Consider the following 22,826-nt stretch of genomic DNA (forward strand, 5'->3'; position numbering starts at 1 on the left):
GAACTTTCTATCCAGGTACCTGCTTGCGCGCCGGCCGGTTGACGATGATCAGGCCGACTGCGATCAGCCCAAGCGCCACAAAGATCCTGGTCGTTGGCGCCTCGCCAAGAATGATAGCGCCGCAGAGGACGCCGAACACCGGCGACAGGAAGGCGAAGCTCGACAGGCCCGATGCCGGATAGCGCCTGAGCAGCCAGAACCACAGCACATAGGTGAAGGCAACTATATAGAGCGACTGGAACAGCAGCGCCAATGTCGGCAAGGCACTGACCGCGCGGATCGGCGGGCCGGCGAAAGGCAGAACCAGGACACCGACAATGGCCGCACCGGCCAGCTGATAAAGCAGCAATTTCTCGGCACTGGTCTCGACCAGTTTCGAACGCTTGATGACGATACTGGTCGCCGCCCACAGAATACCGGAGCCGAGGCTGAGCAGATCGCCCATCAAGGTCACGTCGGTGCCGCCGGCAATCCCGTCTGAAAACACCGCCACCAGGCCGCAGAAGGCGAGAACGAGCCCGCCAAGCTTGCGCGCGTTGATACGCTCACCGAGCAGGAAATGGCCGCCGATCAGGACCCAGAACGGCATGGTGTTGACCAGCAGTGTGTTGCGGGCAACGGTCGTGTATTCCAGCCCGATATAGAGGCACAGGAACTCGACGCCGAACAGCACGCCGACGATGATGCCGGCGACAAGCGACCCGTCGGCCTTAAACAGCCTGATGCCGCGCAGCCAGCACCAGCCGAGCACACAGAGCCCGCCAATGATCGAACGTGCGATCGAGACGAAAACCGGATCGAAGCCGGCATAGGAGATCTTGGCGGCGACGTAGTTCAGCCCCCAGGAAAAGGTCAACCCGACCATGATGGAAGCAGCCGCCAGATCGACCGCATCGCGGCGATCCAATACCGAGGCAACGGCCAATGTCAGTCCTCCGCGCTGGCGTCGTCGAAGCCGATCAGGTTCCAGCTCTGGCGCATATGCGGCGGCATCGGCGCGGTGACGTCGATGACGCCCTTGTCCGGGTGCGGAATGACGATGCGGCGCGCATGCAGATGCAGGCGGTTCTGAATGCCGCCCGGAAAGTCCCAGTTGGTGTCGGCCTCGAAATATTTGGGGTCGCCGAGGATCGGGCAGCCGATATAGGCGGCATGAACGCGCAGCTGGTGGGTGCGGCCAGTGTACGGCTCCATTTCCAGCCAGGTCATCGTCTGAGCCGCCTGCTCGATGATGCGATAGTAGGACACGGCGTGGTCGGCGCCCTTTTCGCCATGGGCTGCCACGCGCACGCGGTCGCCGTCCTCGGTCGGCTCCTTGATCAGCCAGGTCGAGATCTTGTCCTCACGCTTGGGCGGGACGCCCTTGACCAGCGCCCAATAGGTCTTCTTGGTCTCGCGCGCCCGGAATGACTCGGAAAGCTTCATCGCCGCAAGCCTGGTGCGGGCAACCACCAACACGCCCGACGTGTCGCGGTCGAGCCGGTGCACCAGGCGCGGCTTCTCGCCCTTCTGGCTGCGCCAGGCCTCCAGCATGTCGTCGACATTGCGGGTGACGCCCGAGCCGCCTTGCACCGCCAGGCCGGCCGGCTTGTTGAAGACGAAGACTTTTGGATCTTCGTGGATCAGCATCTTGGCCAGCACATCGGCGTCGCCCTGGTTGCGGATCGAGTAACCCGTAAGCGCACTCTCGCCCTTCTTGTCGACCTCGAGCGGCGGCACACGCACCACCTGGCCGGGCTCGACACGGCTGTCGGCCTTGACCCGGCCGCCATCGACGCGGATCTGGCCCGAGCGCAGCAACTTCTGCAGATGGCCAAAGCCGAGGCCGGGGAAATGGGTCTTGAACCAGCGATCGAGCCGCATGCCCGCCTCGCCGGCCTCCACCGTGATCTGTTCTACGCCTGCCATGATTTTCGCTTTATCCGTTTCTAACGCGTGACCCCGAAAATCTACTCCGGCTTTCGGAAAGGATCATGCGCAAGATCAAAGTTTCTGCAGCGCGTCCAGAGGATGCGGCGTGCTCCAGGTCGGGGCAATAACACTATGAAACGGTTCTTGCGAGCCAAAGTCCCAGAAACAGGGCGATAATGGCGCCAACGACGCTGGCAAGCGCATATCCCAACGCCGTCAGCGTCGCTCCGCGCTCCCACAGGGTCGCGAAATCGAGCGAAAAGGCGGAGAAGGTGGTGAAGCCGCCAAGGATGCCCGTGGCGACGAACAGCCGGAGCTCATTGGAACCGCCGCGCCGCATCAGCGCGGCGACGAACAGCCCCATAACAAAGGAGCCGAGGATGTTGATCGCCATTGTCCCCCAGGGGTAGTTGGGCCCGACGAGGCGCAAGGCGCCGATGTTGGTCAGGTGGCGGATGCCGGCGCCGATGCCGCCGCCGACCACAACAAGAAGCAGATTGAACATGCCCGTTTACTGCCCGGCCAAGGCAGTGCGGTCAATCCCTTCAGGCTAACGCCTCAGGTCGTCTCGACCTTCTTTGCCTTGCTCGAGCCGATCATCTTCCAGTTCTTGTAGAACATGGAATTGATGCGCTCGACGGTGACCGAAACGATGGCCAGAAGTCCGGCGATGAAACCGGGGAACGGCGACGGGCGGATGATGTCCATGAACACGCAGTAGCGGCGCCCATCATACTCGTTGACCGAGCGGTGCAGCAGCGTGTCGTCGAAAATATAGAGCGGGTTGTCGTGCCAGTAATTCCTGGCGCCGTTGCATTCGACGAAAACCTCTGCCTTCACCGGCAAGAGATTGTAGAGGATGCGCAGGCTGAGCCGCAGCGGTCCGAAATGCCAGGAAGTCGATTCCTTGCCTCTGAAGACAGACACGGCAATGGTCTTGATGTATTTGAAATCCTTGTTGAATTCCGCAACATTGTCGATCCGGTGCTTGCCGTACCACTGATAGACATACATGCCGCGACGACCGGTGCCGAAATTGGCGTCGATATCGGCGATGATCTCGTCCTTGCGCGCCTTGAAGACGTCAAGAACCTCGTTGACCTCGCGCTGATAATCGGCAGGAAACTGCTCCAGCTTCCACACACCCGGGTTGCGGTAGCAAACGAGGTCCACCAGCAGATTGAAGGGCGACAGCAGCCAGGTGAAGATGCCATTGCCGAGGAAATAGCCGCGCAACAGCGACAGATCCTTGCTGGCGTTGCGCAGCACATCGATCAGGCCGCAGACGATCCAAATCGTGGTCAGGATCGGAATGAAATAGAAGCCGAGCACGAGCAGCGGGACAGCAATCACAGCCTGGCGAAGCGTTTTGCGAAGGGATTTTGTCATTTCTGTTCGCGCCGCGCGCTGTCCCCGTTCCGAATTATCGCCCGTCCTGGCAGCCTCCCGGCCGAGTCATGCGACGTGATAGGGCTTTTTGTCATGCGGTACAATCACACTGCTGTGACTGGCGGGGACAGAATTTCAGTTCATCGCGGGCAGGCCGAGTTCGTCCCGTTTGTCCCGCGCACCTATTTTTCCCGCTCGCTGCGCAGCTTTGCCCAATAGTCCAGCCGTTTCTTGATATCGCGCTCGAAGCCGCGTTCGGGCGGATCATAAAAGGTCTGCCGGCCCATCTTTTCGGGGAAATAGTCCTGGCCGGAAAAAGCATCGGGCTGGTCGTGATCGTAGCGGTAGCCGGCGCCGTAATCCTCCTCTTTCATCAGCTTGGTCGGCGCGTTGAGGATGTGCTTGGGCGGCAGCAGCGAACCGAACTCCTTCGCCGCCCGCGTGGCTGCCTTGAAGGCGGTATAGACGGCGTTGGATTTGGGCGCGGTGGCGAGATAGACGGTGGCCTCGGCGAAGGCCAGTTCGCCTTCGGGCGAGCCGAGATAGTCGTAGGCGTCCTTGGCGGCGTTGGCGATAACCAGCGCCTGCGGGTCGGCCAGCCCGATATCCTCCATCGCCATGCGCACCAGCCGGCGGCCGAGATAGAGCGGATCCTCGCCGGCGTCGAACATGCGGGCAAGATAATAAAGCGCCGCGTCCGGGTCGGACCCACGCACCGATTTGTGCAGCGCCGAGATCAGATTGTAGTGACCGTCCTGGCCCTTGTCATAGATCGGCGCGCGGCGCTGGACGATGCGCTGCAGCCCTTCGGGATCGAAAACCTCGCCGGGTTTGGCGGCGCGCCAGACTTCCTCGGCCAGCGTCAGCGAGGCCCGGCCGTCGCCATCGCTCATGCGGATGAGCATCGCCCGCGCCTCGTCGTCGAGCGGCAGCGCCCTGCCCTCCGTCTCCTCCGCGCGCGTCATCAGCTTGGCAATGCTGTCCTCGCCCAGCGAGTGAAACACCAGCACCCGCGCGCGCGACAGAAGCGCGGCGTTCAGCTCGAAGGACGGATTTTCGGTCGTGGCGCCAACCAGCACGACGGTGCCGTCCTCCATGACCGGGAGAAACGAATCCTGCTGGGCGCGGTTGAAGCGATGGATCTCGTCGACGAACAGCAGCGTCTGGCGGCCATTGGTGCGACGCAGCTTTGCCGCCTCGAACACTTTCTTCAAATCGGCAACGCCGGAAAACACCGCTGAGATCTGCTCGAAGGCAAGGCTGGTCTCGCCGGCCAGCAGCCGCGCCACCGTGGTCTTGCCGGTGCCGGGTGGCCCCCAGAAAATCATCGAGCCGAGCGAACCGGAGTTGATCAACCGCGTCAGCGCGCCGTCCGGCCCGGTCAAATGCTCCTGGCCGACAACCTCGCCGAGGTTTTTCGGACGCAGCCGATCGGCCAAAGGCCGGCCGGGCGGCGCTCTTTCCGGTTCATCGACGCTGAACAGATCGGCCATCTAGGTCTTCTGGTTGGAGCACGATCCTCAGAAATGGGAAGATCGCCTCAGTAACGCAACACCTGGCGCAGTATCTGCCCGCCGCGCTCGACGGTAAAGCGCCACCAGCGTGTATCCTGCTGGGCAAGCTGCGCCAGTGTCGCCGCCGTATCGACCGTCGTGCCGTTCACCTCGCGCACGATGTCGCCCGGCTGGAAGCCGAAATCGGCGGCCGGCGAATCGCGGTTGATGTCGACCACGGTTACCCCCTTGAGGTCGGTGCGCAGGCCGAGCCGCTGGGCGAGCCTGGGCGACAGTTCCGCGACCTTGGCGCCGGAGAACGGGCTGCGGCCATGCAGGGTCACTTCCGACGCCTTGGCGCCTTCCGGCGCGCGCTCCAGTGCAATCTCCATCGTCGCCTGCTGGCCCTTGCTCAGGATGGCGAAGGTCGCCTTGGTGCCGATCGACAGGGTCGCCATGCGGTAATCCAGCGCCTCGATGCCTTCGACCGTCGTGCCATTGAGCTGCAGCACGACATCGCCGGGCTTCAGCCCTGCCTTGGCCGCCGGTCCGGCTTCCTCAACCGACGACACCAGCGCGCCGGTCGGCTTCTCCATGCCAAGCGATTCAGCGATCTGCGGTGTGACCGCTTCGAACTCGGCGCCTATATAGGGCCGCTCGAAGAAATCGAGCCCGGCCTTGGCCGCGTCGGCGAAGGCGCGCACCATGTTGGCGGGGATGGCAAAGCCGATGCCGATCGAGCCGCCGCTGCGGCTGTAGATGGCGGTGTTGATGCCGACCAGCTGGCCGCCCATGTTGATCAGCGCGCCGCCGGAATTGCCGGGATTGATGGCGGCGTCGGTCTGGATGAAGTAGCCCGAATCCGAAACGCCGATATGGCTGCGGGCAAGCGCCGACACGATGCCGCTGGTGGTGGTCTGGCCGACGCCGAACGGATTGCCGATGGCCAGCACCAGGTCGCCGACCTCGAGCGCGTCGGAATCGCCGATGGCAATCACCGGGAACGGCTTGTCGGAGGTGATCTTGAGCACGGCGAGGTCAAGCGTCTCGTCCTTGAGCATGACCTTCGAGGTGAATTCGCGCCCGTCGGCGGTCGCGACCTTGACCTCGTCAGCATCCTTGATCACGTGGAAATTGGTGACGACGACGCCGCTCGGGTCAACCAGCACACCCGAGCCGAGCGAGGATTGCGCGCGCGGCTGTGCGCGGCCAAAAAATTCCTCGAAGAACGGGTCGCCGTCAAAGGGCGACGTGACCTTGGCCGTCTGTGAGGCATAGACATTGACCACCGCCGGCGCCGTCTGCTTGACCAGCGGCGCGAACGAAAGCTGCACCTCCTCGCGGCCGAACGGCACGCGTTTGTCGGGACCGGAGGTGCCGTTCTCGCCCTCGACGCCATGCAAGAGGTCGGTCAGCACATCGGAGAGCCCCGGATCGGCTGGCTTGGCGGCGTCCTCGGCCAGCGCCTGCCTGACTGTCGGCGCGGCTGCGAACGCCATTATGGCGAAGAGCAGAACAAGAGACAGTCGGTTGGCGCGCATTCGCGAATCCTCCAAGGCAAGTTCGGGGGCATTGTCCCGACGATTGTGCAAAATGAAAGGCTAAGCCGCTGAAATCCGATTATTCTGGGCAGCAAAGCAGCTATAGGTCGACTTGAAACTGAAAACCTTCGTCGGCCCTCATGAAAAAACAACTCCTGTCATTCCGTGACTTTTTGAAGACCGGCACTTTTGGGCCTGTTTTCCCTTCTCTGAAAATGATCGACATCGCCAGTATGCTAGGTCCGCCTGACGGCTGGATCACGGAACATGCAGAGACGATTCCGGTCTATTGGACTTTCGGAAAGCTCGAAATTTCCTTTGATGAAGAAGCACCTCATTGGATGAACTGGTTTCAGATCGAAGAAGCGGGCTATCTCGAAGGTGATTTTGAGGTTCTCACCGATCGCCTTGTGCTCTCATTGGATGGGTTCAGTGGAGAGACGACACCTTCGGAATTCTTGACTGCCGGCCTTTGGGCTCCAGAAGAGGCAGCGGTGTTCTACGCCGCCTTGAGCGACGAAATATTGCTGAACATCTGCGCGGGTCCCGTTCAGATTCATTTCCGAGTCGATACAGACTTCATCGAAGATGGGGACGCCCAAAAATACCTGACCAATTCCACCGTGTCGCGAGTGGTCAGCGATATAGATTCCCGCGCCACCCTCGACAGTATCTATTCCTATCCCCAACCGGCGTTCGAAGAGATTCCCGGCGCCTTCAATTGGAATCTGCTTAGCGGTCGCGACTACCTGATGCTTACTCGCTAAACGTAAGACACGCTAAACGTAGGACGCCGGCAACAAAAAGGGGCCCGAAGGCCCCTTGAAGTCATTCCTGAAAAACCGAGCCTTATGCGGCAGCGGCTTCCTCGTCGGTGCCTTCGGCCTCGATGCGGGCGCGGTCGCCGGCGCCCTTGGCCGAGGTGTCGCGATCGACGAACTCGATGACTGCCATGGCGGCATTGTCGCCGTGGCGGAAGCCGGCCTTCATGATGCGCAGATAGCCGCCATTGCGGGTGGCGTAGCGCGGCGCGATGGTGTCGAACAGACGCTTGACGACGCCTTCATTGCCGATCTGGGCAATGACCTGGCGGCGCGCATGCAGGTCGCCGCGCTTGCCGAGCGTCACCAGCTTCTCGACGATCGGACGCAAATCCTTCGCCTTCGGCAGGGTGGTGACGATCTGCTCATGCTCGAGCAGCGACACGGCGAGGTTGGCGAACATCGACTTGCGATGGCTAATGCTTCGGGCGAAGCGGCGGCCTTTAAAACCGTGGCGCATGGCTCTTTTCCTTCAGTTGCTCAAGAGGCCACGGCCTCTGATGGTTTTCCGCATGACCGTCGGATCGAGCGGCCCACGCCGCCGATCCTTGGACTTCATGCTCAATATTGGTCTTCGTAACGCTTGGCCAGGTCTTCGATGTTTTCCGGCGGCCAGTCCGGCACTTCCATGCCGAGGTGCAGGCCCATCGCCGCGAGCACTTCTTTGATCTCGTTCAGCGACTTGCGGCCGAAGTTCGGGGTGCGCAGCATCTCGGCTTCGGTCTTCTGGATGAGATCGCCGATGTAGACGATGTTGTCGTTCTTCAGGCAGTTGGCCGAACGCACCGAAAGCTCGAGCTCGTCCACCTTCTTGAGCAGCGCCGGGTTGAAGGCGAGCTCGGTGACGGCCTCGGTGGCGACTTCCTTCTGCGGCTCGTCGAAATTGACGAACAGGCCAAGCTGGTCCTGCAGGATGCGGGCAGCGAATGCCACCGCGTCCTCGCCCGAGATCGAACCGTCGGTCTCGATGGTCATGGTCAGCTTGTCATAGTCGAGAACCTGGCCCTCGCGGGTGTTCTCGACCTTGTAGGAGACCTTCTTGACCGGCGAATACAGGCTGTCGACCGGGATCAGGCCGATCGGCGCGTCTTCGGCGCGGTTGCGGTCTGCCGGCACGTAACCCTTGCCGGTGTCGACTGTGAATTCCATACGGATTTCAGCGCCCTCGTCCAGCGTGCAGATGACGTGGTCGGGGTTGAGGATCTCGACGTCGCCAACCGTCTGGATGTCGCCAGCCAGAACCGCACCCGGGCCCTGCTTGCGAACGACCATGCGCTTGGGACCATCGCCTTCCATGCGGATGGCGATTTCCTTGATGTTGAGGACGATGTCGGTCACGTCCTCACGCACGCCGGCAATCGACGAGAATTCATGCAGAACGCCGTCGATCTGCACGGCGGTGACAGCCGCACCGCGCAGCGAAGACAAAAGCACGCGGCGCAGCGCGTTGCCGAGCGTCAGGCCGAAGCCACGCTCGAGCGGCTCGGCGACCAGCGTGGTCAGCGTCTTCTTCTTCGACGAGAACTCGATCTTGTTCGGCTTGATCAGTTCCTGCCAATTTTTCTGGATCATGATGCTTTCCTTCCGTTGACCCGCCACCATCCAATCGTGGCGGGCGACCTGGAGTGCCGTGGAGGAGCGCCTTGAGGCGCTCACGCGGCGTTCGGTAATGTCTTAGACGCGGCGCTTCTTACGCGGGCGGCAGCCATTGTGCGGGATCGGCGTCACATCACGGATCGAAGTGATGGTGAAGCCGGCCGCCTGCAGGGCGCGAAGCGCCGATTCACGACCGGAGCCGGGTCCGCAGACCTCGACTTCGAGCATGCGCATGCCGTGTTCCTGGGCCTTCTTGGCGACGTCTTCGGCAGCCATCTGGGCGGCGAACGGGGTCGACTTGCGCGAACCCTTGAAGCCCTGGGCACCGGCCGACGACCAGGCAATGGAATTGCCCTGCGCGTCGGTGATGGTGATCATCGTGTTGTTGAAGGTCGAATTGACGTGGGCAACGCCCGACGAGATGTTCTTGCGTTCGCGACGGCGAACACGAGCGGCTTCCTTGGCCATGATAGTCCTTTCAGTTGATCTCTACACCGCCGTAATGCCAGCGGCTCCACCTTTGAAAGCGAGTAGTGAATAGGGACTAGCGAATAGGGACCCCTACTCGCTAATGGCTACTCGCTATTCGCTCACTTACTTCTTCTTGCCGGCGATCGACTTGGCCGGGCCCTTGCGGGTGCGTGCATTGGTGTGCGTGCGCTGGCCGCGAACCGGCAGCGAACGGCGGTGACGCAGACCGCGGTAGCAGCCGAGGTCCATGAGACGCTTGATGTTCATCGACACTTCGCGGCGCAGGTCGCCTTCGACCTGGTAGTCGCGGTCGATGGTCTCGCGGATCTGCAGCACTTCCGCGTCGGTCAACTGGTTGACGCGGCGCTCGGCCGGGATGCCGACCTTGTCGACGATCTCCTGGGCGAACTTCTTGCCAATGCCGTGAATGTACTGAAGCGCAATGACGACGCGCTTGTTGGTCGGAATGTTGACGCCGGCTATACGAGCCATATTCTTCTCTTCTCCATGTGGGACCGGCCGGCCTTCAAAACAAGGCATGCGCGGCGCTGTTCAAATTACCCCGCGTCCGGTGGAGGCCGGCCCTTGCGGGAGTTCCCTAGTTTCAATGCGGCTGCCTTGCCCTTGCGGACAAGCAAGCCTCATGCCTGATAGGAAGACGGGCCGCCATAACCCAGCGAACCGTTCCAGTCAAGCGCAATCTTTACTTTACCGTAACGGTCTCCCGCGTCACCGCCGCGAGCAGCGCTTCAATCTCCGCCGTCACGGTGTCGACAGGAGCCATGCCGTCGACACTCCTAAGCGAGCGTTTGGCGTAATAATAGCCGATCAGCGGCGCCGTCTTCTTGTAATATTCCCGCAGGCGCTCTTCGAACACCACCGGATTGTCGTCCTTGCGCACCGGCTGTCCGGCGGCCTTGGCGTCGTCGGCGCGCTTGACGATGCGGCCGACCAACGCTTTGTCGTCGACGACGAACTCGATCACGGCATCGAGGCCAATGCCGCGCTCGGCGAGCATCGATTCAACCGCATCAGCCTGCACCAGCGTGCGCGGATATCCGTCGAGGATGAAACCGTTGGTGCAATCGGGCTGGTCGATGCGCTCGGCCACGATCGCGTTGACAATGGCGTCGGAAACCAGCTCGCCGGCATCCATCACCGCCTTGGCGCGCTTGCCGACTTCAGTGCCGGCCTGTACGGCGGCCCGCAGCATGTCGCCCGTCGACAGCTGCGGTATGCCGTATTTTTCTACCAGTCTTTGTGCTTGCGTCCCCTTGCCCGCTCCTGGCGGCCCAAGCAATATCAATCTCATCTGGCCTTCTTCCCCCCGCGCAGCTTCGACTTCTTGATCAGGCCCTCATACTGGTGCGCGATCAGGTGACCCTGGATCTGCGCCACCGTATCGAGGGTTACACTGACCACGATCAGAAGCGATGTGCCACCGAGGTAGAATGGTACGCCAGTCGCCGAAATCAGGAACTCGGGCAGCAGGCACACCAGCACCAGATATATGGCGCCGACGACGGTGATGCGCGTCAGGACATAGTCGATGTAATCGGCGGTGCGCTCACCCGGACGGTAGCCCGGAATGAACCCGGAATGCTTCTTGAGCTGGTCGGCGGTGTCCTTCGGATTGAACACGATGGCCGTGTAGAAGAAGGCGAAGAACACGATCATTGCCGCATAGAACAGCATGTAGAGCGGCTGGCCGTGGCCGAGCGAAGCGAGCACGGTGCTTGCCCAGGCCGGCAGGTTTGTCGTCTGCGAGAAGCCGGCGACCGTTGCCGGCAGCAAAAGCAGCGACGACGCGAAGATCGGCGGAATGACGCCCGACGTGTTGAGCTTCAGCGGCAGATGCGAGGTGTCGCCCTGGAACATGCGGTTGCCGACCTGGCGCTTCGGATACTGGATCAGCAGGCGGCGCTGCGCGCGCTCGAAGAACACGATCAGCGCGATGACGATGATGGCCAGCACGATGATCGCGAGTATCAGCCCGGTCGATAGGGCGCCGGTGCGGCCGAGCTCCAGCGTGCCGGAGATGGCGCGCGGCAGGCCGGCGACGATGCCGGAGAAAATGATCAGCGAAATGCCGTTGCCGATGCCGCGGGCGGTGATCTGCTCGCCCAGCCACATCAGGAACATGGTGCCGCCAACCAGCGTGACGACGGTCGAGATGCGGAAGAACATGCCGGGATCGTTGACGATGCCGTTGCCGCCTTCCAGGCCCACTGAAATGCCGTAGGCCTGCACCAGCGCCAGGAGTACCGTGCCGTAGCGCGTGTACTGGTTGATGACCTTGCGGCCCTGCTCGCCTTCCTTTTTCAGCGCTTCCAGCGACGGAATGACCGAGGTCATCAGCTGCATGATGATGGAGGCTGAGATATAAGGCATGATGCCGAGCGCGAAGATCGCCATGCGCTGCACGGCGCCGCCGGCGAACATGTTGAACATGCCGAGCACGCCCTTGGCCTGCGAAGAGAAGGCCTGCGCGAATGCATCCGGATTGATGCCGGGCAGCGGGATATAGGTGCCGAGGCGATAGACGAGCAGCGCGCCGACGGTGAACCAGATTCGCTTCTTCAGGTCCTCCGCCTTGGCGAAAGCCGCAAAATTCAGATTCGAGGCTAGTTGTTCAGCAGCCGAAGCCATGCCTGATTCTCCGCTAGAGCATGATGCCGAAAAGTGTGAAGCGGTTTTCGGACAACGTCATGCGCTACTTCTTTGATTTGTATGTCACGCTCGATGCCCGCAGCTCAGGCGGCGCGTGGCACCGAAGCTCACGAGATAAGCTCCGGGCTCCAAACATGCAAGCGGCCGCGTTGACGCGGCCGCCTAATTGATCGGATCAAAGCGCAATCGTGAACAAAAACGGATACCGTTCCTGCCGACCGCGCTTCAAATTGCCGTTACTCCGCTGCCGCTTCCGGCAGCTTGACCGAACCGCCGGCCTTTTCGATCTTCTCGATCGCGGCCTTGGAGGCGCCGGCGACGTCGAAGGCAAGCTTTGCCTTGAGCTCGCCGTCCGAGAGGATGCGCACGCCGTCCTTGACGCGGCGGATGACGCCGGCGGCAACGAGTGCCTCGGCCGTCACGGTCGCCTTGGCGTCGAGCTTCTTGGCATCGAGCGCCGTCTGGATACGAGCCAGCGACACGACGACAAAGCTCTTGGCGAAGATGTTATTGAAGCCACGCTTCGGCAGGCGCCGATAGAGCGGCATCTGGCCGCCCTCGAAGCCGTTGATGGCGACGCCGGAGCGCGCCTTCTGGCCCTTGACGCCGCGACCGCCGGTCTTGCCCGAGCCGGAGCCGATGCCACGGCCGAGACGCTTCTTGGAGTGCGTCGCGCCGTCCTTGTCACGCAGATCGTTGAGTTTCATCTGGGTTCTCCTGCGCTTTTGCTCAGCCCTCGTCCACGACGCGGACGAGATGCTGGACGGCAGCGATCATGCCGCGCACCGAGGGAGTGTCCTCCAGCGTGCGCTGCTTGTGCATCTTGTTGAGGCCGAGGCCGACCAGCGTTGCGCGCTGTTCCTTCGGGCGGCGGATCGGCGAACCGATCTGCTCAACGGTGATGGTCTTGGTTGCTTTCTTGGCCATGGTCAAAATCCCTGGTCAGATCGACTATTCTTCAGCCGCAACGGCGGTGCCGCGGCGGGCCTGAAGGGTCGAATATTTGATGCCGCGCGCAGCAGCCACATCCTTGGGATGCATCTGGCTCTTCAGCGCGTCGAACGTGGCGCGAACCATGTTGTAGGGGTTCGACGAACCCATCGACTTGGCGACCACGTCATGCATGCCGAGCGTCTCGAAGACAGCGCGCATCGGGCCGCCGGCGATGATGCCGGTACCCTGCTTGGCAGCGCGCAGCAGCACGCGTCCGGCACCCCAGCGTCCTTCGACGTCGTGGTGCAGCGTGCGGCCCGAGCGCAGCGGCACGAAAATCATGTCGCGCTTGGCCGACTCGGTTGCCTTGCGGATCGCTTCCGGCACTTCGCGCGCCTTGCCGTGACCGAAGCCGACGCGGCCCTTCTGGTCGCCGACGACGACGAGTGCTGCAAAACCGAAGCGACGGCCGCCCTTGACGACCTTGGCGACACGGTTGATGTGGACGAGCTTGTCCACCATGCCGTCATCGCGTTCTTCACGATCGCGGCCGCGGCCGCCATCCCTACGTTCCTGTGCCATATCCTGTTCCTTGTTTTTTTCCGGAAGCACGGTTGCTGATAAGATCCGGTGCGCCTCTTTGGGTCACCGGGGGCGAATTATTTTTCCTTGCATGATCTTGTCCGAAAAGTCTGCAACTTTTTGCTGCGCTGACCTTCGGTTCGGGATCAGGCAATTAGAAGCTCAGACCGCCTTCACGGGCAGCCTCGGCCAGCGCCTTGACGCGGCCGTGATAGATATAGGCGCCGCGGTCGAAGACGACTTCCTTGACGCCGGCCTTCGAAGCACGCTCGGCGATCAGCTTGCCAACAGCGGCTGCTGCCTCGGTGTCGGCGCCGGTCTTGAGCGAACCCTTGAGGTCCTTCTCGAGTGTCGATGCAGCCGCGATGGTATGGCCCTTGGCGTCGTCGATGACCTGCACGTAGATGTTCTTCGACGTGCGGTGAACCGAGAGACGTGGGCGCTCGCCGGCGACCTTCTTGATCTGACGGCGAACGCGCTGCGCGCGGCGCTGGATGGATTCCTTGGTAGCCATGATAGTCTTCCTTGCCTTCAAAAAACGGGGGGCCGCCATGTGCGGTAGGCGAAAGCGCCTCCCGCGACCGCTCCCCGCGGCGTTGCAGTTCTTTGGCTTGGCCTTTTCCGAAAAGTCTGCAACTTTTCGGGGCCAGGCCTACTACTTCTTCTTGCCTTCCTTGCGGACGATCTTCTCGCCGGCATAGCGGACACCCTTGCCCTTGTAGGGCTCGGGACCGCGATACTCGCGAATCTCGGCGGCAACCTGGCCGACCTGCTGCTTGTCGATGCCGGTCACGGTGATTTCCGTCGGCTTCGGCACAGTGATCGTGATGCCAGCCGGCGTCTGGTAGACGACATCATGGCTGAAGCCAAGTGCCAGCTGCAGGTTCTTGCCCTGGAGTGCCGCGCGATAGCCGACGCCGGTGATCTCGAGCTTCTTCTCGAAACCGTCCTTGACGCCCTGCAGGATGTTGACGATCTGCGTGCGCGACATGCCCCACTTGGAGCGGGCGGTCTTGGTCTGGTCGCGCGGCTGGACAGCGATTTCGCTGCCTTCCATCTTGACCAGCACTTCGTCGTTCACCACGAACTTCAGCTCGCCCTTGGGGCCCTTCGCCGTCACGGTCTGGCCGTTGACGGTCGCGGTCACGCCCTGCGGCAGCGAAACGGGTTTCTTTCCAATACGAGACATTTGGTTGTCCTCGTCACTTCTCTTGTTTCAGGTCTCTGTCTTCGGGAACGATCCGAAGACCGGATTCCACTTTGCGGTCAGCTGCCAGATCAGAAGATCTGGCAGAGGATCTCGCCACCGACATTCTGTTCGCGTGCTTCGTGGTCGGCCATCACGCCCTTCGGCGTCGAAAGGATGGCGATGCCGAGGCCGTTGGCGACGTGCGGGATCGACTTGGCCGAGACGTAAACGCGGCGGCCCGGCTTCGAGACGCGGGCGATTTCGCGCACGACCGGAGCACCGTCGAAATACTTCAGCTCGATTTCGATCTCGGACTTGCCGTTGTCGAAGTCGGTCTGGCTGTAGTCGCGGATATAGCCTTCAGCCTTCAGCACGTCGAGGACGCGGGTACGCAGGCGCGAGGCCGGCGTCGAAACGCTCGACTTCTTGCGGCCATACGCGTTGCGGATGCGGGTCAGCATATCGCCGAGAGGATCGCTCAATGACATGTTATGTCCTCCTTACCAGCTCGACTTGACCAGGCCCGGGATCTGGCCGTTATTGCCGAGATCACGAAGCGCGATGCGCGATACTTTGAGCTTGCGATAATAGGCGCGCGGACGGCCGGTAACTTCGCAGCGGTTGCGGATGCGGATCTTGGCCGAGTTGCGCGGCAGGGCAGCAAGCTTCAGCTGAGCGCGGAAACGCTCTTCCATCGGCTTGGACTGATCCATGATGATCGCCTTCAGGGCAGCGCGCTTGGGACCGTACTGGTCGGCAAGCTTGCGGCGCCTGTTGTTCTTCTCGACTGAGCTGGTCTTTGCCATTTCAGATTTTTCCTTTTCTCGCTGCCGTTACTGGCGGAAGGGGAAGTTGAAGGCCTTGAGCAATGCCCTGGCTTCGTCGTCCGTCTTCGCAGTCGTACAAACGATGACGTCCATGCCCCAGATCTGATCAACCTTGTCGTAGTTGATCTCCGGGAACACGATGTGTTCCTTGATGCCCATGGCGTAGTTGCCACGGCCATCGAAGCTCTTCGGATTCAGTCCGCGAAAGTCGCGGACGCGCGGCAGTGCGATGTTCACGAGACGGTCGAGGAACTCGTACATGCGTTCCTTGCGCAGCGTGACCTTGGCGCCGATCGGCATCTTCTCGCGGACCTTGAAGCCGGCGATCGAATTACGGGCGCGGGTGACGACGGCCTTCTGGCCGGCGATCATCGCCAGGTCTTCGGCCGCGATCGAAGGCTTCTTCGAATCCGCGGTCGCTTCGCCGACGCCCATGTTCAGCACGATCTTGTCGATGCGCGGAACCTGCATCTCGTTCTCGTAGCCGAACTGCTCTTGCAGCGCCTTGCGGATGGTCTCGTTGTAGACCTGCTTGAGGCGCGGCGTGTTCTGGGCCTTGGACTGTTTGCTTTCAGCCTTGGGCTTCGTGGTTTGAGCCTTAGCCATTGATGACTTCTCCCGAGCGCTTGGCGACGCGCACCTTCTTGCCGTCCTTCTGGAAGATGAAGCCGACGCGGGTCGGCTTACCATCCTTGGGGTCGGCCAGCGCGATGTTCGACAGCTGGATCGGCGCTTCCTTGGTGATGATCCCGCCCTCTTGGGACTGGGACTGCTTCTGGTGACGACGGATCATGTTGACGCCGCGCACCAGCGCGGTGTCTTCCTTCGGCTGAACCGAGAGGACTTCGCCCGAACGGCCCTTGTCCTTGCCGGCCAGCACGACGACCTTGTCGCCTTTTCTAATCTTTTGCATTGGTCCGGCTCCTTACAGCACTTCAGGCGCGAGCGAGATGATCTTCATGTGGTTCTTGGCGCGGAGTTCGCGCGGAACCGGTCCGAAGATACGCGTGCCGATCGGCTCTTTCTTGTTGTCGACGAGAACGGCCGCGTTCTTGTCGAAACGGATCACGCTGCCGTCCGGGCGGCGGATGTCCTTGGCCGTGCGAACCACGACCGCCTTCATCACATCGCCCTTCTTAACGCGGCCGCGCGGAATGGCTTCCTTGATCGACACCACGATGATGTCGCCTACGGAAGCGTATTTCCGCTTCGAGCCGCCCAGCACCTTGATGCACATGACACGACGGGCGCCGGAATTATCCGCGACGTCGAGGTTTGTTTGCATCTGAATCATGACTGGCCGCCTTCTTCTCTTCTAACGGGACGGGCTCAAAGCCCCTCCCCGGTCTGTCCAAAATTCGGTTTGTTACGCCTGGTCCGAAGACACGACGATCCAGCGCTTGTCCTTGGAAATCGGCTTCGATTCCTGGATGAACACCTGATCGCCGACCTTGTGGGCGTTGTTCTCGTCGTGCGCCTTGTACTTCTTGGTCATGCGCACGGTCTTCTTCATCACGGGATGCGTGAAGCGCCGTTCGACCTTGACGACTACCGTCTTCTCGTTCTTGTCGCTGACGACAGTGCCCTGCAGAATGCGCTTTGGCATGATTTTCGTCCTTAAGCCTTCTTGGCCGCGGACTTTTCCGCAGCGATGGTCTTGATACGCGCAATGTCTTTGCGAACCTGCCGCACGCGCGCGGTCTTCTCGAGCTGGCCGGTGGCCTTCTGGAAGCGCAGGTTGAACTGCTCCTTCTTCAGGCTGGCCAGATCGTCGGTCAGCTGGTCCTGGGTCTTCGTCCGGATGTCTTCGGCTTTCATGATCAGCCCGTCCTTATTCTGCGATGCGCTGTACGAAGCGCGTCCTGACCGAGAGCTTGGCCGCGCCGAGACGCAGCGCCTCACGGGCGGTTTCTTCGTTGACGCCGTCGATCTCGAACATGATGCGGCCCGGCTTGACGCGCGCCGCCCAGTAATCGACAGCGCCCTTGCCCTTGCCCATGCGCACTTCGGTCGGCTTCGACGTCACCGGCACATCAGGGAAAATACGGATCCACACGCGGCCGGCACGCTTCATCTCACGAGTGATCGCGCGGCGGGCCGCCTCGATCTCACGCGCGGTGACGCGGTTCGGCTCAAGCGCCTTCAGCCCGAAACCACCAAAATCCAGGTTGGTGCCGCCCTTTGCGGTACCATGGATACGGCCCTTGAACTGCTTGCGGAACTTTGTGCGCTTTGGCTGCAGCATCGTTCTAACTCCAAATTCCTAAATAATCAGGCGTTTTCGCGACGACGACCGCGTTCGCGATCGCCACCACCGCCATGCGCAGCATCACCCTCGGTCGCGCGACGCTCCGAAGCCATCGGATCGTGCTCGAGGATTTCGCCCTTGAACACCCAGACCTTGACGCCGCAGATGCCGTAAGCCGTATGCGCTTCGGCCGTGCCGTAGTCGACATCGGCGCGCAGCGTATGCAGCGGCACGCGGCCTTCTCGGTACCATTCCATGCGCGCAATCTCGGCGCCGCCGAGACGGCCGGCGCAGTTGATGCGGATGCCTTCGGCGCCCAGGCGCATCGCCGACTGAACGGCGCGCTTCATGGCGCGGCGGAACGCGATACGACGCTCGAGCTGCTGGGCGATCGACTGGGCGACCAGGGTCGCGTCGATTTCCGGCTTGCGCACTTCAACGATGTTCAAGTGCGTCTCGGACTTCGTCATCTCCATCAGCTTCTTGCGAAGCTTTTCGATGTCGGCGCCCTTCTTGCCGATGATCAGGCCCGGGCGCGCCGCATGGATGGTGACGCGGCACTTCTTGTGCGGGCGCTCGATCACGACCTTCGAAATCGCAGCCTGCTTGAGTTCCTTTTCAAGATATTTGCGGATCTTGATGTCCTCATGCAGCAGTTTGCCGTACTCGCCGGTGTTCGCGAACCAGCGCGAATCCCAGGTGCGGTTGATGCCGAGGCGCAGACCGATCGGATTGACTTTCTGGCCCATTATGCGGCCTCCCCTTTTTCTTCGACTTCACGAACGACGATCGTGAGGTGCGAGAACGGCTTTTCGATACGGCTGGCGCGACCGCGGCCACGAGCATGGAACCGCTTCATGACGATCGACTTGCCGACATAGGCTTCCGCCACGATCAGCGCATCGACGTCAAGGTCGTGGTTGTTTTCCGCGTTGGCGATCGCCGATTCCAGCGTCTTCTTGACCGTGCCGGAAATCCGCTTGGCCGAGAATTCGAGATCGGAAAGCGCTGTCGCGACCTTCTTGCCGCGGATCAGCGCGGCAACCAGGTTCAGCTTCTGCGGGCTGATACGGATCGTGCGCAGAACGGCGCGCGCTTCGTTGTCAGCAAGCCTGCGCGGAGCTTTGGCCTTGCCCATGATTATTTCCTCTTCGCCTTCTTATCCGCGCCGTGACCGTAATAGGTCCGGGTCGGAGCGAATTCACCGAACTTGTGACCGACCATGTCCTCGTTCACCGAGACGGGAACATGCTTCTGGCCGTTGTAGACACCGAAGGTGAAGCCGACGAACTGCGGCAGGATGGTGGAGCGACGGCTCCACATCTTGATCACCTCATTGCGACCACCTTCACGAACCTTGTCCACCTTCTTGAGAAGGTAGCCGTCGATGAAGGGGCCTTTCCAAATAGAACGAGTCACTTGGCGTTACCTCTTCTTAGCTCTTGCGCTGATGGCGCGAGCGCAGGATGAACTTGTCGGTCGCCTTGTTGGACCGCGTCTTCTTGCCCTTGGTCGGCTTGCCCCACGGGCTGACCGGATGACGGCCACCGGAGGTGCGGCCTTCGCCACCGCCATGCGGATGGTCGACCGGGTTCATGGTCACGCCGCGATTGTGCGGGCGCTTGCCGCGCCAGACCGTGCGGCCGGCCTTGCCGTCGTTGATGTTGCCGTGGTCGGGGTTCGACACGGCGCCGACGGTGGCCATGCAGGAGCCGTGAACGACACGCTGCTCGCCCGAGTTGAGGCGCAGGATCGCCATGCCCTGATCGCGACCGACCAGCTGGCCGTAGCCACCTGCCGAGCGGGCAACCTGGGCGCCCTTGCCCGGCTTCAGCTCGATGTTATGGACGATCGTGCCGACCGGCATCGAGGCCAGCGGCATCGCATTGCCCGGCTTCACGTCGACCGATTCACCGGCCACGATCTTGTCGCCGGCGGCAAGGCGCTGCGGAGCGATGATGTAGGACAGCTCGCCATCGTCATACTTGATCAGCGCGATGAAGGCGGTGCGGTTCGGATCGTATTCAATGCGCTCGACCGTGCCGACGACGTCGAACTTGCGGCGCTTGAAGTCGATGATGCGGTACGAACGCTTGTGACCGCCGCCGATGAAGCGGGCCGTGATGCGGCCGTGATTGTTGCGGCCGCCCGACTTGGTCAGGCCTTCGGTCAGGCCCTTGACGGGCTTGCCCTTGTAGAGGCCCGAGCGGTCGACGATGACCAGCTGGCGGGTGCTCGGCGTTACCGGGTTGAATTTTTTAAGTGCCATGTTTGTTGTCCTCGCGGCCTAGCTCAGAGACCCGTCGCGACGTCGATCGACTGGCCGTCGGCCAGTGTCACAATCGCCTTCTTGACGTCGCTCTGGCGGCCGATCGTGCCGCGGAAGCGCTTGATCTTGCCCTTGCGGACAAGCGTGTTCACGGCCGTAACCTTGACGCCAAACAGCGCTTCGACAGCGGCCTTGATTTCCGGCTTCGACGCCTTCTTGGCGACGTTGAAAACAACCTGGTTGTTCTCGGAAGCCATGGTCGACTTTTCCGTGATCGCCGGCGAGACGATCACGTCGTAATGACGGAGGTCGGTCATTTAAAGCGCTCCTCGAGAGCCTCGACGGCGGCCGTCGAAAGGACCAGCGTGCCGCGGCGCAGAATGTCGTAGACGTTGATGCCCTGGATGGGCAGCACGTCGATGTTCGGGATGTTGGTCGCCGCCAGCTTGAAGTTCTGGTCAAGCTCGGCACCGCCGATCACCAAGGCGTTGGTCAGGCCCAGCGTCGCGAAATTCGCGATCAGCGCCTTCGTCTTGGCCTCGGTCAGCTTCAGCTCGTCGATGATGATGATCGACGCGCTCTTGGCCTTGGCCGAGAGAGCATGCCGCAAGCCCAGAGCGCGCACCTTCTTCGGCAGATCGTGCTCGTGGCTGCGAACGACCGGGCCGTGGGCCTTGCCGCCGCCGCGGAACTGCGGAGCGCGTGCCGAATGGTGACGGGCGCGGCCCGTACCCTTCTGCTTGTACATCTTGGCGCCGGTGCGCGCGATTTCGGCGCGGCCCTTGGCCTTGTGCGTGCCCTGCTGGCGCTTGGCCAGCTGCCAGCGCACGACGCGCTGCAGGATGTCCTCGCGCGGATCAAGGCCGAAAATCTCCTCGGAGAGTTTCACCTTGCCGGCGTCCTTGCCGCCAAGCGTTGTGATCTTGAGATCCATTATTCTGCTCCCTCTGCGGCCGGAGCCTCGTTCGTGGCAGCGCTAGCTGCAGCAACCGGGCGGATCGCGGCAGGCTTCGGCGCATTGGCCGGCAGTGCCACCTTGGCCGCATCGCGGACCAGGATCCAGGCGCCCTTCGATCCGGGAACCGCACCGCGGATCAGGATCAGGCCGCGATCGGCGTCGGTCGAAACGATCTCGACATTCTGTGTGGTGACGCGGGTGTCGCCCATGTGGCCAGCCATATGCTTGCCCTTGAACACTTTGCCCGGATCCTGACGCTGGCCGGTCGAACCGTGCGTACGGTGCGAAACCGAGTTACCGTGCGTCGCGCGGCCACCACCCATGTGGTGGCGCTTGATGACGCCCTGGAAACCCTTGCCGATCGTCGTGCCCGTCACATCGACCTTCTGGCCGGCGACGAAGTGCTCGACGGTGATCTCGGCGCCGACATCGATCATGTTGTCGGCGGAGACGCGGAACTCGGCGACCTTCGCCTTCGGCTCGACGGAAGCGGTCGCGAAATGGCCGCGCATCGCCTTCGACGTGTTCTTTACCTTGGCAAGGCCAACGCCGAGCTGGACGGCCGTATAGCCGTTCTTCTCCTGCGTGCGCTGAGCCACGACCTGGCAGTTCTCCATCTGGAGAACGGTGACGGGAACATGTTCCCCGGCATCATTATAGATGCGGGTCATTCCCACCTTCTTTGCAATCACACCTGAACGCATCGGTTCAATTCCTTTAGAGTTCCGGGCCAGGGGCACCGCCCCTTACCGCGCTCTCATTCCCTTAGAGCTTGATCTCGACGTCGACACCGGCGGCCAGATCGAGCTTCATCAAAGCATCGACCGTCTGCGGGGTCGGATCGACGATGTCGAGCAGACGCTTGTGCGTGCGCATCTCGAACTGCTCGCGGCTCTTCTTGTCGACGTGAGGCGACCGGTTGACCGTGAACTTTTCGATCCGCGTCGGCAGCGGAATGGGGCCGCGGACGTTTGCTCCGGTGCGCTTGGCCGTCGACACGATTTCTTTCGTCGAGGCGTCGAGCACGCGGTGATCAAACGCCTTCAGGCGGATGCGGATATTCTGTCCGTTCATGCGTCACTTCCTTGTTCTGGCGCGGCGCGGGCAAATCCTGCGCCCGCGACAGATCGGTTTAAGTCCAAATTACTCTTTGATGGTGACGACGATGCCGGCACCGACGGTGCGGCCGCCTTCACGGATGGCGAAGCGCAGCNCCGTACCGGGCTTGGCCAGAACCTGGCCGCGCTCGACGCCTTCACGATCAACGCCGCGCAGCAGCGCGCCGATGTTGTCGCCGGCCTGGCCCTGATCGAGCAGCTTGCGGAACATCTCGACGCCCGTGCAGGTCGTCTTGGTCGTCGGACGGATGCCGATGATTTCCAGTTCCTCGCCGACCTTGACGATGCCGCGCTCGACGCGGCCGGTGACGACCGTGCCACGGCCCGAGATCGAGAACACGTCTTCGATCGGCATCAGGAACGGCTTGTCCAGCGGACGAACCGGCGTCGGGATGTAAGCATCGACCGCAGCCATCAGCTCGCGGATCGCGTCTTCGCCGATGGTCTTGTTGGAATCTTCAAGAGCAGCCAGCGCCGAACCCTTGACGATCGGAATGTCGTCGCCGGGGAACTCGTTCTTCGACAGAAGCTCGCGAACCTCGAGCTCGACCAGTTCGAGCAGCTCGGCGTCGTCGACCTGGTCGACCTTGTTCAGGAACACCACGATCGACGGCACGCCGACCTGACGGGCAAGCAGGATGTGCTCGCGGGTCTGCGGCATCGGGCCGTCGGCGGCCGACACCACCAGGATCGCGCCGTCCATCTGCGCAGCACCCGTGATCATGTTCTTCACATAGTCGGCGTGGCCGGGGCAGTCGACATGGGCGTAGTGGCGCGCTGCCGTCTCGTATTCGACGTGCGCCGTCGAAA

General features: G+C 61.9%; 35 protein-coding genes. 1 reads left to right on the plus strand and 34 read right to left on the minus strand.

Annotation, left to right across the window (positions count from 1 at the left end):
- Positions 1-7 precede the first annotated feature (7 nt).
- The 6 genes from X728_RS146430 to X728_RS146405 form a co-directional block, all read right to left on the minus strand.
- Complete coding sequence (locus X728_RS146430; RefSeq protein ID WP_023738899.1) at positions 8-925, minus strand: DMT family transporter; 918 nt, start codon at positions 923-925, stop codon at positions 8-10.
- 2 nt (positions 926-927) lie between these two features.
- The gene (locus tag X728_RS146425; RefSeq protein ID WP_023672769.1) at positions 928-1,908 is read right to left on the minus strand and encodes an RluA family pseudouridine synthase; all 981 of its coding nucleotides are present in this window, start codon (positions 1,906-1,908) and stop codon (positions 928-930) included.
- Between the two features lie 133 nt (positions 1,909-2,041).
- Entirely contained in the window at positions 2,042-2,416 is a 375-nt protein-coding gene (gene crcB, locus X728_RS146420; RefSeq protein WP_023682593.1) for a fluoride efflux transporter CrcB, read from the minus strand.
- A gap of 53 nt (positions 2,417-2,469) precedes the next feature.
- Positions 2,470-3,300 carry an aspartyl/asparaginyl beta-hydroxylase domain-containing protein gene (locus X728_RS146415; RefSeq protein ID WP_023738900.1) on the minus strand — a complete coding sequence of 277 codons (831 nt, stop codon included), beginning with the start codon at positions 3,298-3,300 and terminating at the stop codon, positions 2,470-2,472.
- A gap of 182 nt (positions 3,301-3,482) precedes the next feature.
- Positions 3,483-4,793 (minus strand): replication-associated recombination protein A, encoded by a 1,311-nt coding sequence (locus X728_RS146410; RefSeq protein ID WP_023682595.1) that lies wholly within the window; start codon positions 4,791-4,793, stop codon positions 3,483-3,485.
- Positions 4,794-4,840: 47 nt separating this feature from the next.
- Positions 4,841-6,334 (minus strand): DegQ family serine endoprotease, encoded by a 1,494-nt coding sequence (locus X728_RS146405; protein WP_023682596.1) that lies wholly within the window; start codon positions 6,332-6,334, stop codon positions 4,841-4,843.
- A 140-nt stretch (positions 6,335-6,474) separates the two neighbouring features.
- Between X728_RS146405 and X728_RS146400 the strand changes: the two genes are divergently transcribed.
- Positions 6,475-7,101, plus strand: coding sequence for a hypothetical protein (locus X728_RS146400; protein ID WP_023832214.1), 627 nt, complete (start codon positions 6,475-6,477; stop codon positions 7,099-7,101).
- Between the two features lie 82 nt (positions 7,102-7,183).
- On the opposite strand, the gene rplQ is transcribed toward X728_RS146400, so the two are convergent.
- From rplQ to X728_RS146260, 28 genes are all read right to left on the minus strand, one after another.
- The gene (gene rplQ / locus X728_RS146395; RefSeq protein ID WP_023682598.1) at positions 7,184-7,615 is read right to left on the minus strand and encodes a 50S ribosomal protein L17; all 432 of its coding nucleotides are present in this window, start codon (positions 7,613-7,615) and stop codon (positions 7,184-7,186) included.
- A gap of 101 nt (positions 7,616-7,716) precedes the next feature.
- Positions 7,717-8,727, minus strand: a complete 1,011-nt coding sequence (locus X728_RS146390) for a DNA-directed RNA polymerase subunit alpha (protein ID WP_023682599.1) — start codon at positions 8,725-8,727, stop codon at positions 7,717-7,719.
- A gap of 102 nt (positions 8,728-8,829) precedes the next feature.
- The gene (gene rpsK / locus X728_RS146385; RefSeq protein WP_006205444.1) at positions 8,830-9,219 is read right to left on the minus strand and encodes a 30S ribosomal protein S11; all 390 of its coding nucleotides are present in this window, start codon (positions 9,217-9,219) and stop codon (positions 8,830-8,832) included.
- Positions 9,220-9,345: 126 nt separating this feature from the next.
- The gene (gene rpsM / locus X728_RS146380; protein WP_006205445.1) at positions 9,346-9,714 is read right to left on the minus strand and encodes a 30S ribosomal protein S13; all 369 of its coding nucleotides are present in this window, start codon (positions 9,712-9,714) and stop codon (positions 9,346-9,348) included.
- Between the two features lie 211 nt (positions 9,715-9,925).
- Positions 9,926-10,534 (minus strand): adenylate kinase, encoded by a 609-nt coding sequence (locus tag X728_RS146375; protein ID WP_023701778.1) that lies wholly within the window; start codon positions 10,532-10,534, stop codon positions 9,926-9,928.
- Entirely contained in the window at positions 10,531-11,871 is a 1,341-nt protein-coding gene (secY, locus tag X728_RS146370; RefSeq protein ID WP_023672761.1) for a preprotein translocase subunit SecY, read from the minus strand. Before secY ends, X728_RS146375 begins: the two co-directional genes overlap by 4 nt.
- 257 nt (positions 11,872-12,128) lie before the next feature.
- Positions 12,129-12,599, minus strand: coding sequence for a 50S ribosomal protein L15 (rplO, locus tag X728_RS146365; protein WP_023672760.1), 471 nt, complete (start codon positions 12,597-12,599; stop codon positions 12,129-12,131).
- 22 nt (positions 12,600-12,621) lie between these two features.
- Positions 12,622-12,819: a 50S ribosomal protein L30 gene (gene rpmD / locus X728_RS146360; RefSeq protein ID WP_006205449.1), complete on the minus strand. Its 198-nt coding sequence runs from the start codon at positions 12,817-12,819 to the stop codon at positions 12,622-12,624.
- Between the two features lie 24 nt (positions 12,820-12,843).
- Positions 12,844-13,407 carry a 30S ribosomal protein S5 gene (gene rpsE, locus X728_RS146355; protein WP_006333394.1) on the minus strand — a complete coding sequence of 188 codons (564 nt, stop codon included), beginning with the start codon at positions 13,405-13,407 and terminating at the stop codon, positions 12,844-12,846.
- Positions 13,408-13,561: 154 nt separating this feature from the next.
- Entirely contained in the window at positions 13,562-13,921 is a 360-nt protein-coding gene (gene rplR / locus X728_RS146350) for a 50S ribosomal protein L18 (RefSeq protein ID WP_023682602.1), read from the minus strand.
- A 141-nt stretch (positions 13,922-14,062) separates the two neighbouring features.
- Positions 14,063-14,596: a 50S ribosomal protein L6 gene (gene rplF / locus X728_RS146345; protein WP_023691246.1), complete on the minus strand. Its 534-nt coding sequence runs from the start codon at positions 14,594-14,596 to the stop codon at positions 14,063-14,065.
- A gap of 89 nt (positions 14,597-14,685) precedes the next feature.
- Positions 14,686-15,084, minus strand: a complete 399-nt coding sequence (rpsH, locus tag X728_RS146340) for a 30S ribosomal protein S8 (RefSeq protein WP_006205453.1) — start codon at positions 15,082-15,084, stop codon at positions 14,686-14,688.
- 12 nt (positions 15,085-15,096) lie between these two features.
- The gene (gene rpsN, locus X728_RS146335) at positions 15,097-15,402 is read right to left on the minus strand and encodes a 30S ribosomal protein S14 (RefSeq protein WP_010909282.1); all 306 of its coding nucleotides are present in this window, start codon (positions 15,400-15,402) and stop codon (positions 15,097-15,099) included.
- A gap of 27 nt (positions 15,403-15,429) precedes the next feature.
- Entirely contained in the window at positions 15,430-16,029 is a 600-nt protein-coding gene (gene rplE, locus X728_RS146330) for a 50S ribosomal protein L5 (protein WP_023672755.1), read from the minus strand.
- A complete protein-coding gene (gene rplX / locus X728_RS146325) occupies positions 16,022-16,336 on the minus strand; it encodes a 50S ribosomal protein L24 (RefSeq protein WP_013531428.1) in 315 nt (104 codons plus the stop codon). Before rplX ends, rplE begins: the two co-directional genes overlap by 8 nt.
- Positions 16,337-16,348: 12 nt before the next feature.
- Positions 16,349-16,717 carry a 50S ribosomal protein L14 gene (gene rplN, locus X728_RS146320; protein WP_006205457.1) on the minus strand — a complete coding sequence of 123 codons (369 nt, stop codon included), beginning with the start codon at positions 16,715-16,717 and terminating at the stop codon, positions 16,349-16,351.
- A gap of 72 nt (positions 16,718-16,789) precedes the next feature.
- Entirely contained in the window at positions 16,790-17,029 is a 240-nt protein-coding gene (gene rpsQ, locus X728_RS146315) for a 30S ribosomal protein S17 (protein WP_010909280.1), read from the minus strand.
- 11 nt (positions 17,030-17,040) lie between these two features.
- On the minus strand, positions 17,041-17,241 hold the full coding sequence (gene rpmC / locus X728_RS146310; RefSeq protein WP_006205459.1) for a 50S ribosomal protein L29: 201 nt from the start codon (positions 17,239-17,241) through the stop codon (positions 17,041-17,043).
- A gap of 13 nt (positions 17,242-17,254) precedes the next feature.
- Positions 17,255-17,668: a 50S ribosomal protein L16 gene (gene rplP / locus X728_RS146305; RefSeq protein ID WP_006205460.1), complete on the minus strand. Its 414-nt coding sequence runs from the start codon at positions 17,666-17,668 to the stop codon at positions 17,255-17,257.
- 26 nt (positions 17,669-17,694) lie between these two features.
- Positions 17,695-18,420, minus strand: coding sequence for a 30S ribosomal protein S3 (gene rpsC / locus X728_RS146300; RefSeq protein ID WP_023672753.1), 726 nt, complete (start codon positions 18,418-18,420; stop codon positions 17,695-17,697).
- Positions 18,420-18,809, minus strand: a complete 390-nt coding sequence (gene rplV / locus X728_RS146295; protein WP_006205462.1) for a 50S ribosomal protein L22 — start codon at positions 18,807-18,809, stop codon at positions 18,420-18,422. Before rplV ends, rpsC begins: the two co-directional genes overlap by 1 nt.
- Before the next feature lie 2 nt (positions 18,810-18,811).
- Positions 18,812-19,090, minus strand: coding sequence for a 30S ribosomal protein S19 (rpsS, locus tag X728_RS146290; RefSeq protein WP_006205463.1), 279 nt, complete (start codon positions 19,088-19,090; stop codon positions 18,812-18,814).
- A 16-nt stretch (positions 19,091-19,106) separates the two neighbouring features.
- Positions 19,107-19,940, minus strand: coding sequence for a 50S ribosomal protein L2 (gene rplB / locus X728_RS146285; protein WP_023706515.1), 834 nt, complete (start codon positions 19,938-19,940; stop codon positions 19,107-19,109).
- 23 nt (positions 19,941-19,963) lie between these two features.
- Complete coding sequence (locus X728_RS146280; RefSeq protein ID WP_023672751.1) at positions 19,964-20,257, minus strand: 50S ribosomal protein L23; 294 nt, start codon at positions 20,255-20,257, stop codon at positions 19,964-19,966.
- Complete coding sequence (gene rplD, locus X728_RS146275) at positions 20,254-20,874, minus strand: 50S ribosomal protein L4 (protein WP_023698816.1); 621 nt, start codon at positions 20,872-20,874, stop codon at positions 20,254-20,256. The genes X728_RS146280 and rplD overlap by 4 nt, the downstream gene beginning before the upstream one ends.
- A complete protein-coding gene (gene rplC / locus X728_RS146270; RefSeq protein ID WP_023691244.1) occupies positions 20,874-21,602 on the minus strand; it encodes a 50S ribosomal protein L3 in 729 nt (242 codons plus the stop codon). Before rplC ends, rplD begins: the two co-directional genes overlap by 1 nt.
- A gap of 61 nt (positions 21,603-21,663) precedes the next feature.
- The gene (gene rpsJ / locus X728_RS146265; protein WP_010909272.1) at positions 21,664-21,972 is read right to left on the minus strand and encodes a 30S ribosomal protein S10; all 309 of its coding nucleotides are present in this window, start codon (positions 21,970-21,972) and stop codon (positions 21,664-21,666) included.
- Positions 21,973-22,041: 69 nt separating this feature from the next.
- Positions 22,042-22,826: elongation factor Tu (locus X728_RS146260; RefSeq protein WP_023832215.1), on the minus strand; the 785-nt coding region annotated here is incomplete at its 5' end.

It is taken from the genome of Mesorhizobium sp. L103C119B0 (genome assembly GCF_000502235.1).
Classification (GTDB): Bacteria; Pseudomonadota; Alphaproteobacteria; order Rhizobiales; family Rhizobiaceae; genus Mesorhizobium.

Coding starts and splice junctions, on each gene's coding strand:
- X728_RS146425 (WP_023672769.1), bottom strand. CDS start 1,908: ATGGCAGGCGTAGAACAGATCACGGTGGAGGCCGGCGAGGCGGGCATG.
- crcB (WP_023682593.1), bottom strand. CDS start 2,416: ATGTTCAATCTGCTTCTTGTTGTGGTCGGCGGCGGCATCGGCGCCGGC.
- X728_RS146415 (WP_023738900.1), bottom strand. CDS start 3,300: ATGACAAAATCCCTTCGCAAAACGCTTCGCCAGGCTGTGATTGCTGTC.
- X728_RS146410 (WP_023682595.1), bottom strand. CDS start 4,793: ATGGCCGATCTGTTCAGCGTCGATGAACCGGAAAGAGCGCCGCCCGGC.
- X728_RS146405 (WP_023682596.1), bottom strand. CDS start 6,334: ATGCGCGCCAACCGACTGTCTCTTGTTCTGCTCTTCGCCATAATGGCG.
- X728_RS146400 (WP_023832214.1), top strand. CDS start 6,475: ATGAAAAAACAACTCCTGTCATTCCGTGACTTTTTGAAGACCGGCACT.
- rplQ (WP_023682598.1), bottom strand. CDS start 7,615: ATGCGCCACGGTTTTAAAGGCCGCCGCTTCGCCCGAAGCATTAGCCAT.
- X728_RS146390 (WP_023682599.1), bottom strand. CDS start 8,727: ATGATCCAGAAAAATTGGCAGGAACTGATCAAGCCGAACAAGATCGAG.
- rpsK (WP_006205444.1), bottom strand. CDS start 9,219: ATGGCCAAGGAAGCCGCTCGTGTTCGCCGTCGCGAACGCAAGAACATC.
- rpsM (WP_006205445.1), bottom strand. CDS start 9,714: ATGGCTCGTATAGCCGGCGTCAACATTCCGACCAACAAGCGCGTCGTC.
- X728_RS146375 (WP_023701778.1), bottom strand. CDS start 10,534: ATGAGATTGATATTGCTTGGGCCGCCAGGAGCGGGCAAGGGGACGCAA.
- secY (WP_023672761.1), bottom strand. CDS start 11,871: ATGGCTTCGGCTGCTGAACAACTAGCCTCGAATCTGAATTTTGCGGCT.
- rplO (WP_023672760.1), bottom strand. CDS start 12,599: ATGAAACTCAACGATCTGCGTGACAAGGACGGCGCGACGCACTCCAAG.
- rpmD (WP_006205449.1), bottom strand. CDS start 12,819: ATGGCCAAGAAAGCAACCAAGACCATCACCGTTGAGCAGATCGGTTCG.
- rpsE (WP_006333394.1), bottom strand. CDS start 13,407: ATGGCACAGGAACGTAGGGATGGCGGCCGCGGCCGCGATCGTGAAGAA.
- rplR (WP_023682602.1), bottom strand. CDS start 13,921: ATGGCTACCAAGGAATCCATCCAGCGCCGCGCGCAGCGCGTTCGCCGT.
- rplF (WP_023691246.1), bottom strand. CDS start 14,596: ATGTCTCGTATTGGAAAGAAACCCGTTTCGCTGCCGCAGGGCGTGACC.
- rpsH (WP_006205453.1), bottom strand. CDS start 15,084: ATGTCATTGAGCGATCCTCTCGGCGATATGCTGACCCGCATCCGCAAC.
- rpsN (WP_010909282.1), bottom strand. CDS start 15,402: ATGGCAAAGACCAGCTCAGTCGAGAAGAACAACAGGCGCCGCAAGCTT.
- rplE (WP_023672755.1), bottom strand. CDS start 16,029: ATGGCTAAGGCTCAAACCACGAAGCCCAAGGCTGAAAGCAAACAGTCC.
- rplX (WP_013531428.1), bottom strand. CDS start 16,336: ATGCAAAAGATTAGAAAAGGCGACAAGGTCGTCGTGCTGGCCGGCAAG.
- rplN (WP_006205457.1), bottom strand. CDS start 16,717: ATGATTCAGATGCAAACAAACCTCGACGTCGCGGATAATTCCGGCGCC.
- rpsQ (WP_010909280.1), bottom strand. CDS start 17,029: ATGCCAAAGCGCATTCTGCAGGGCACTGTCGTCAGCGACAAGAACGAG.
- rpmC (WP_006205459.1), bottom strand. CDS start 17,241: ATGAAAGCCGAAGACATCCGGACGAAGACCCAGGACCAGCTGACCGAC.
- rplP (WP_006205460.1), bottom strand. CDS start 17,668: ATGCTGCAGCCAAAGCGCACAAAGTTCCGCAAGCAGTTCAAGGGCCGT.
- rpsC (WP_023672753.1), bottom strand. CDS start 18,420: ATGGGCCAGAAAGTCAATCCGATCGGTCTGCGCCTCGGCATCAACCGC.
- rplV (WP_006205462.1), bottom strand. CDS start 18,809: ATGGGCAAGGCCAAAGCTCCGCGCAGGCTTGCTGACAACGAAGCGCGC.
- rplB (WP_023706515.1), bottom strand. CDS start 19,940: ATGGCACTTAAAAAATTCAACCCGGTAACGCCGAGCACCCGCCAGCTG.
- X728_RS146280 (WP_023672751.1), bottom strand. CDS start 20,257: ATGACCGACCTCCGTCATTACGACGTGATCGTCTCGCCGGCGATCACG.
- rplD (WP_023698816.1), bottom strand. CDS start 20,874: ATGGATCTCAAGATCACAACGCTTGGCGGCAAGGACGCCGGCAAGGTG.
- rplC (WP_023691244.1), bottom strand. CDS start 21,602: ATGCGTTCAGGTGTGATTGCAAAGAAGGTGGGAATGACCCGCATCTAT.
- rpsJ (WP_010909272.1), bottom strand. CDS start 21,972: ATGAACGGACAGAATATCCGCATCCGCCTGAAGGCGTTTGATCACCGC.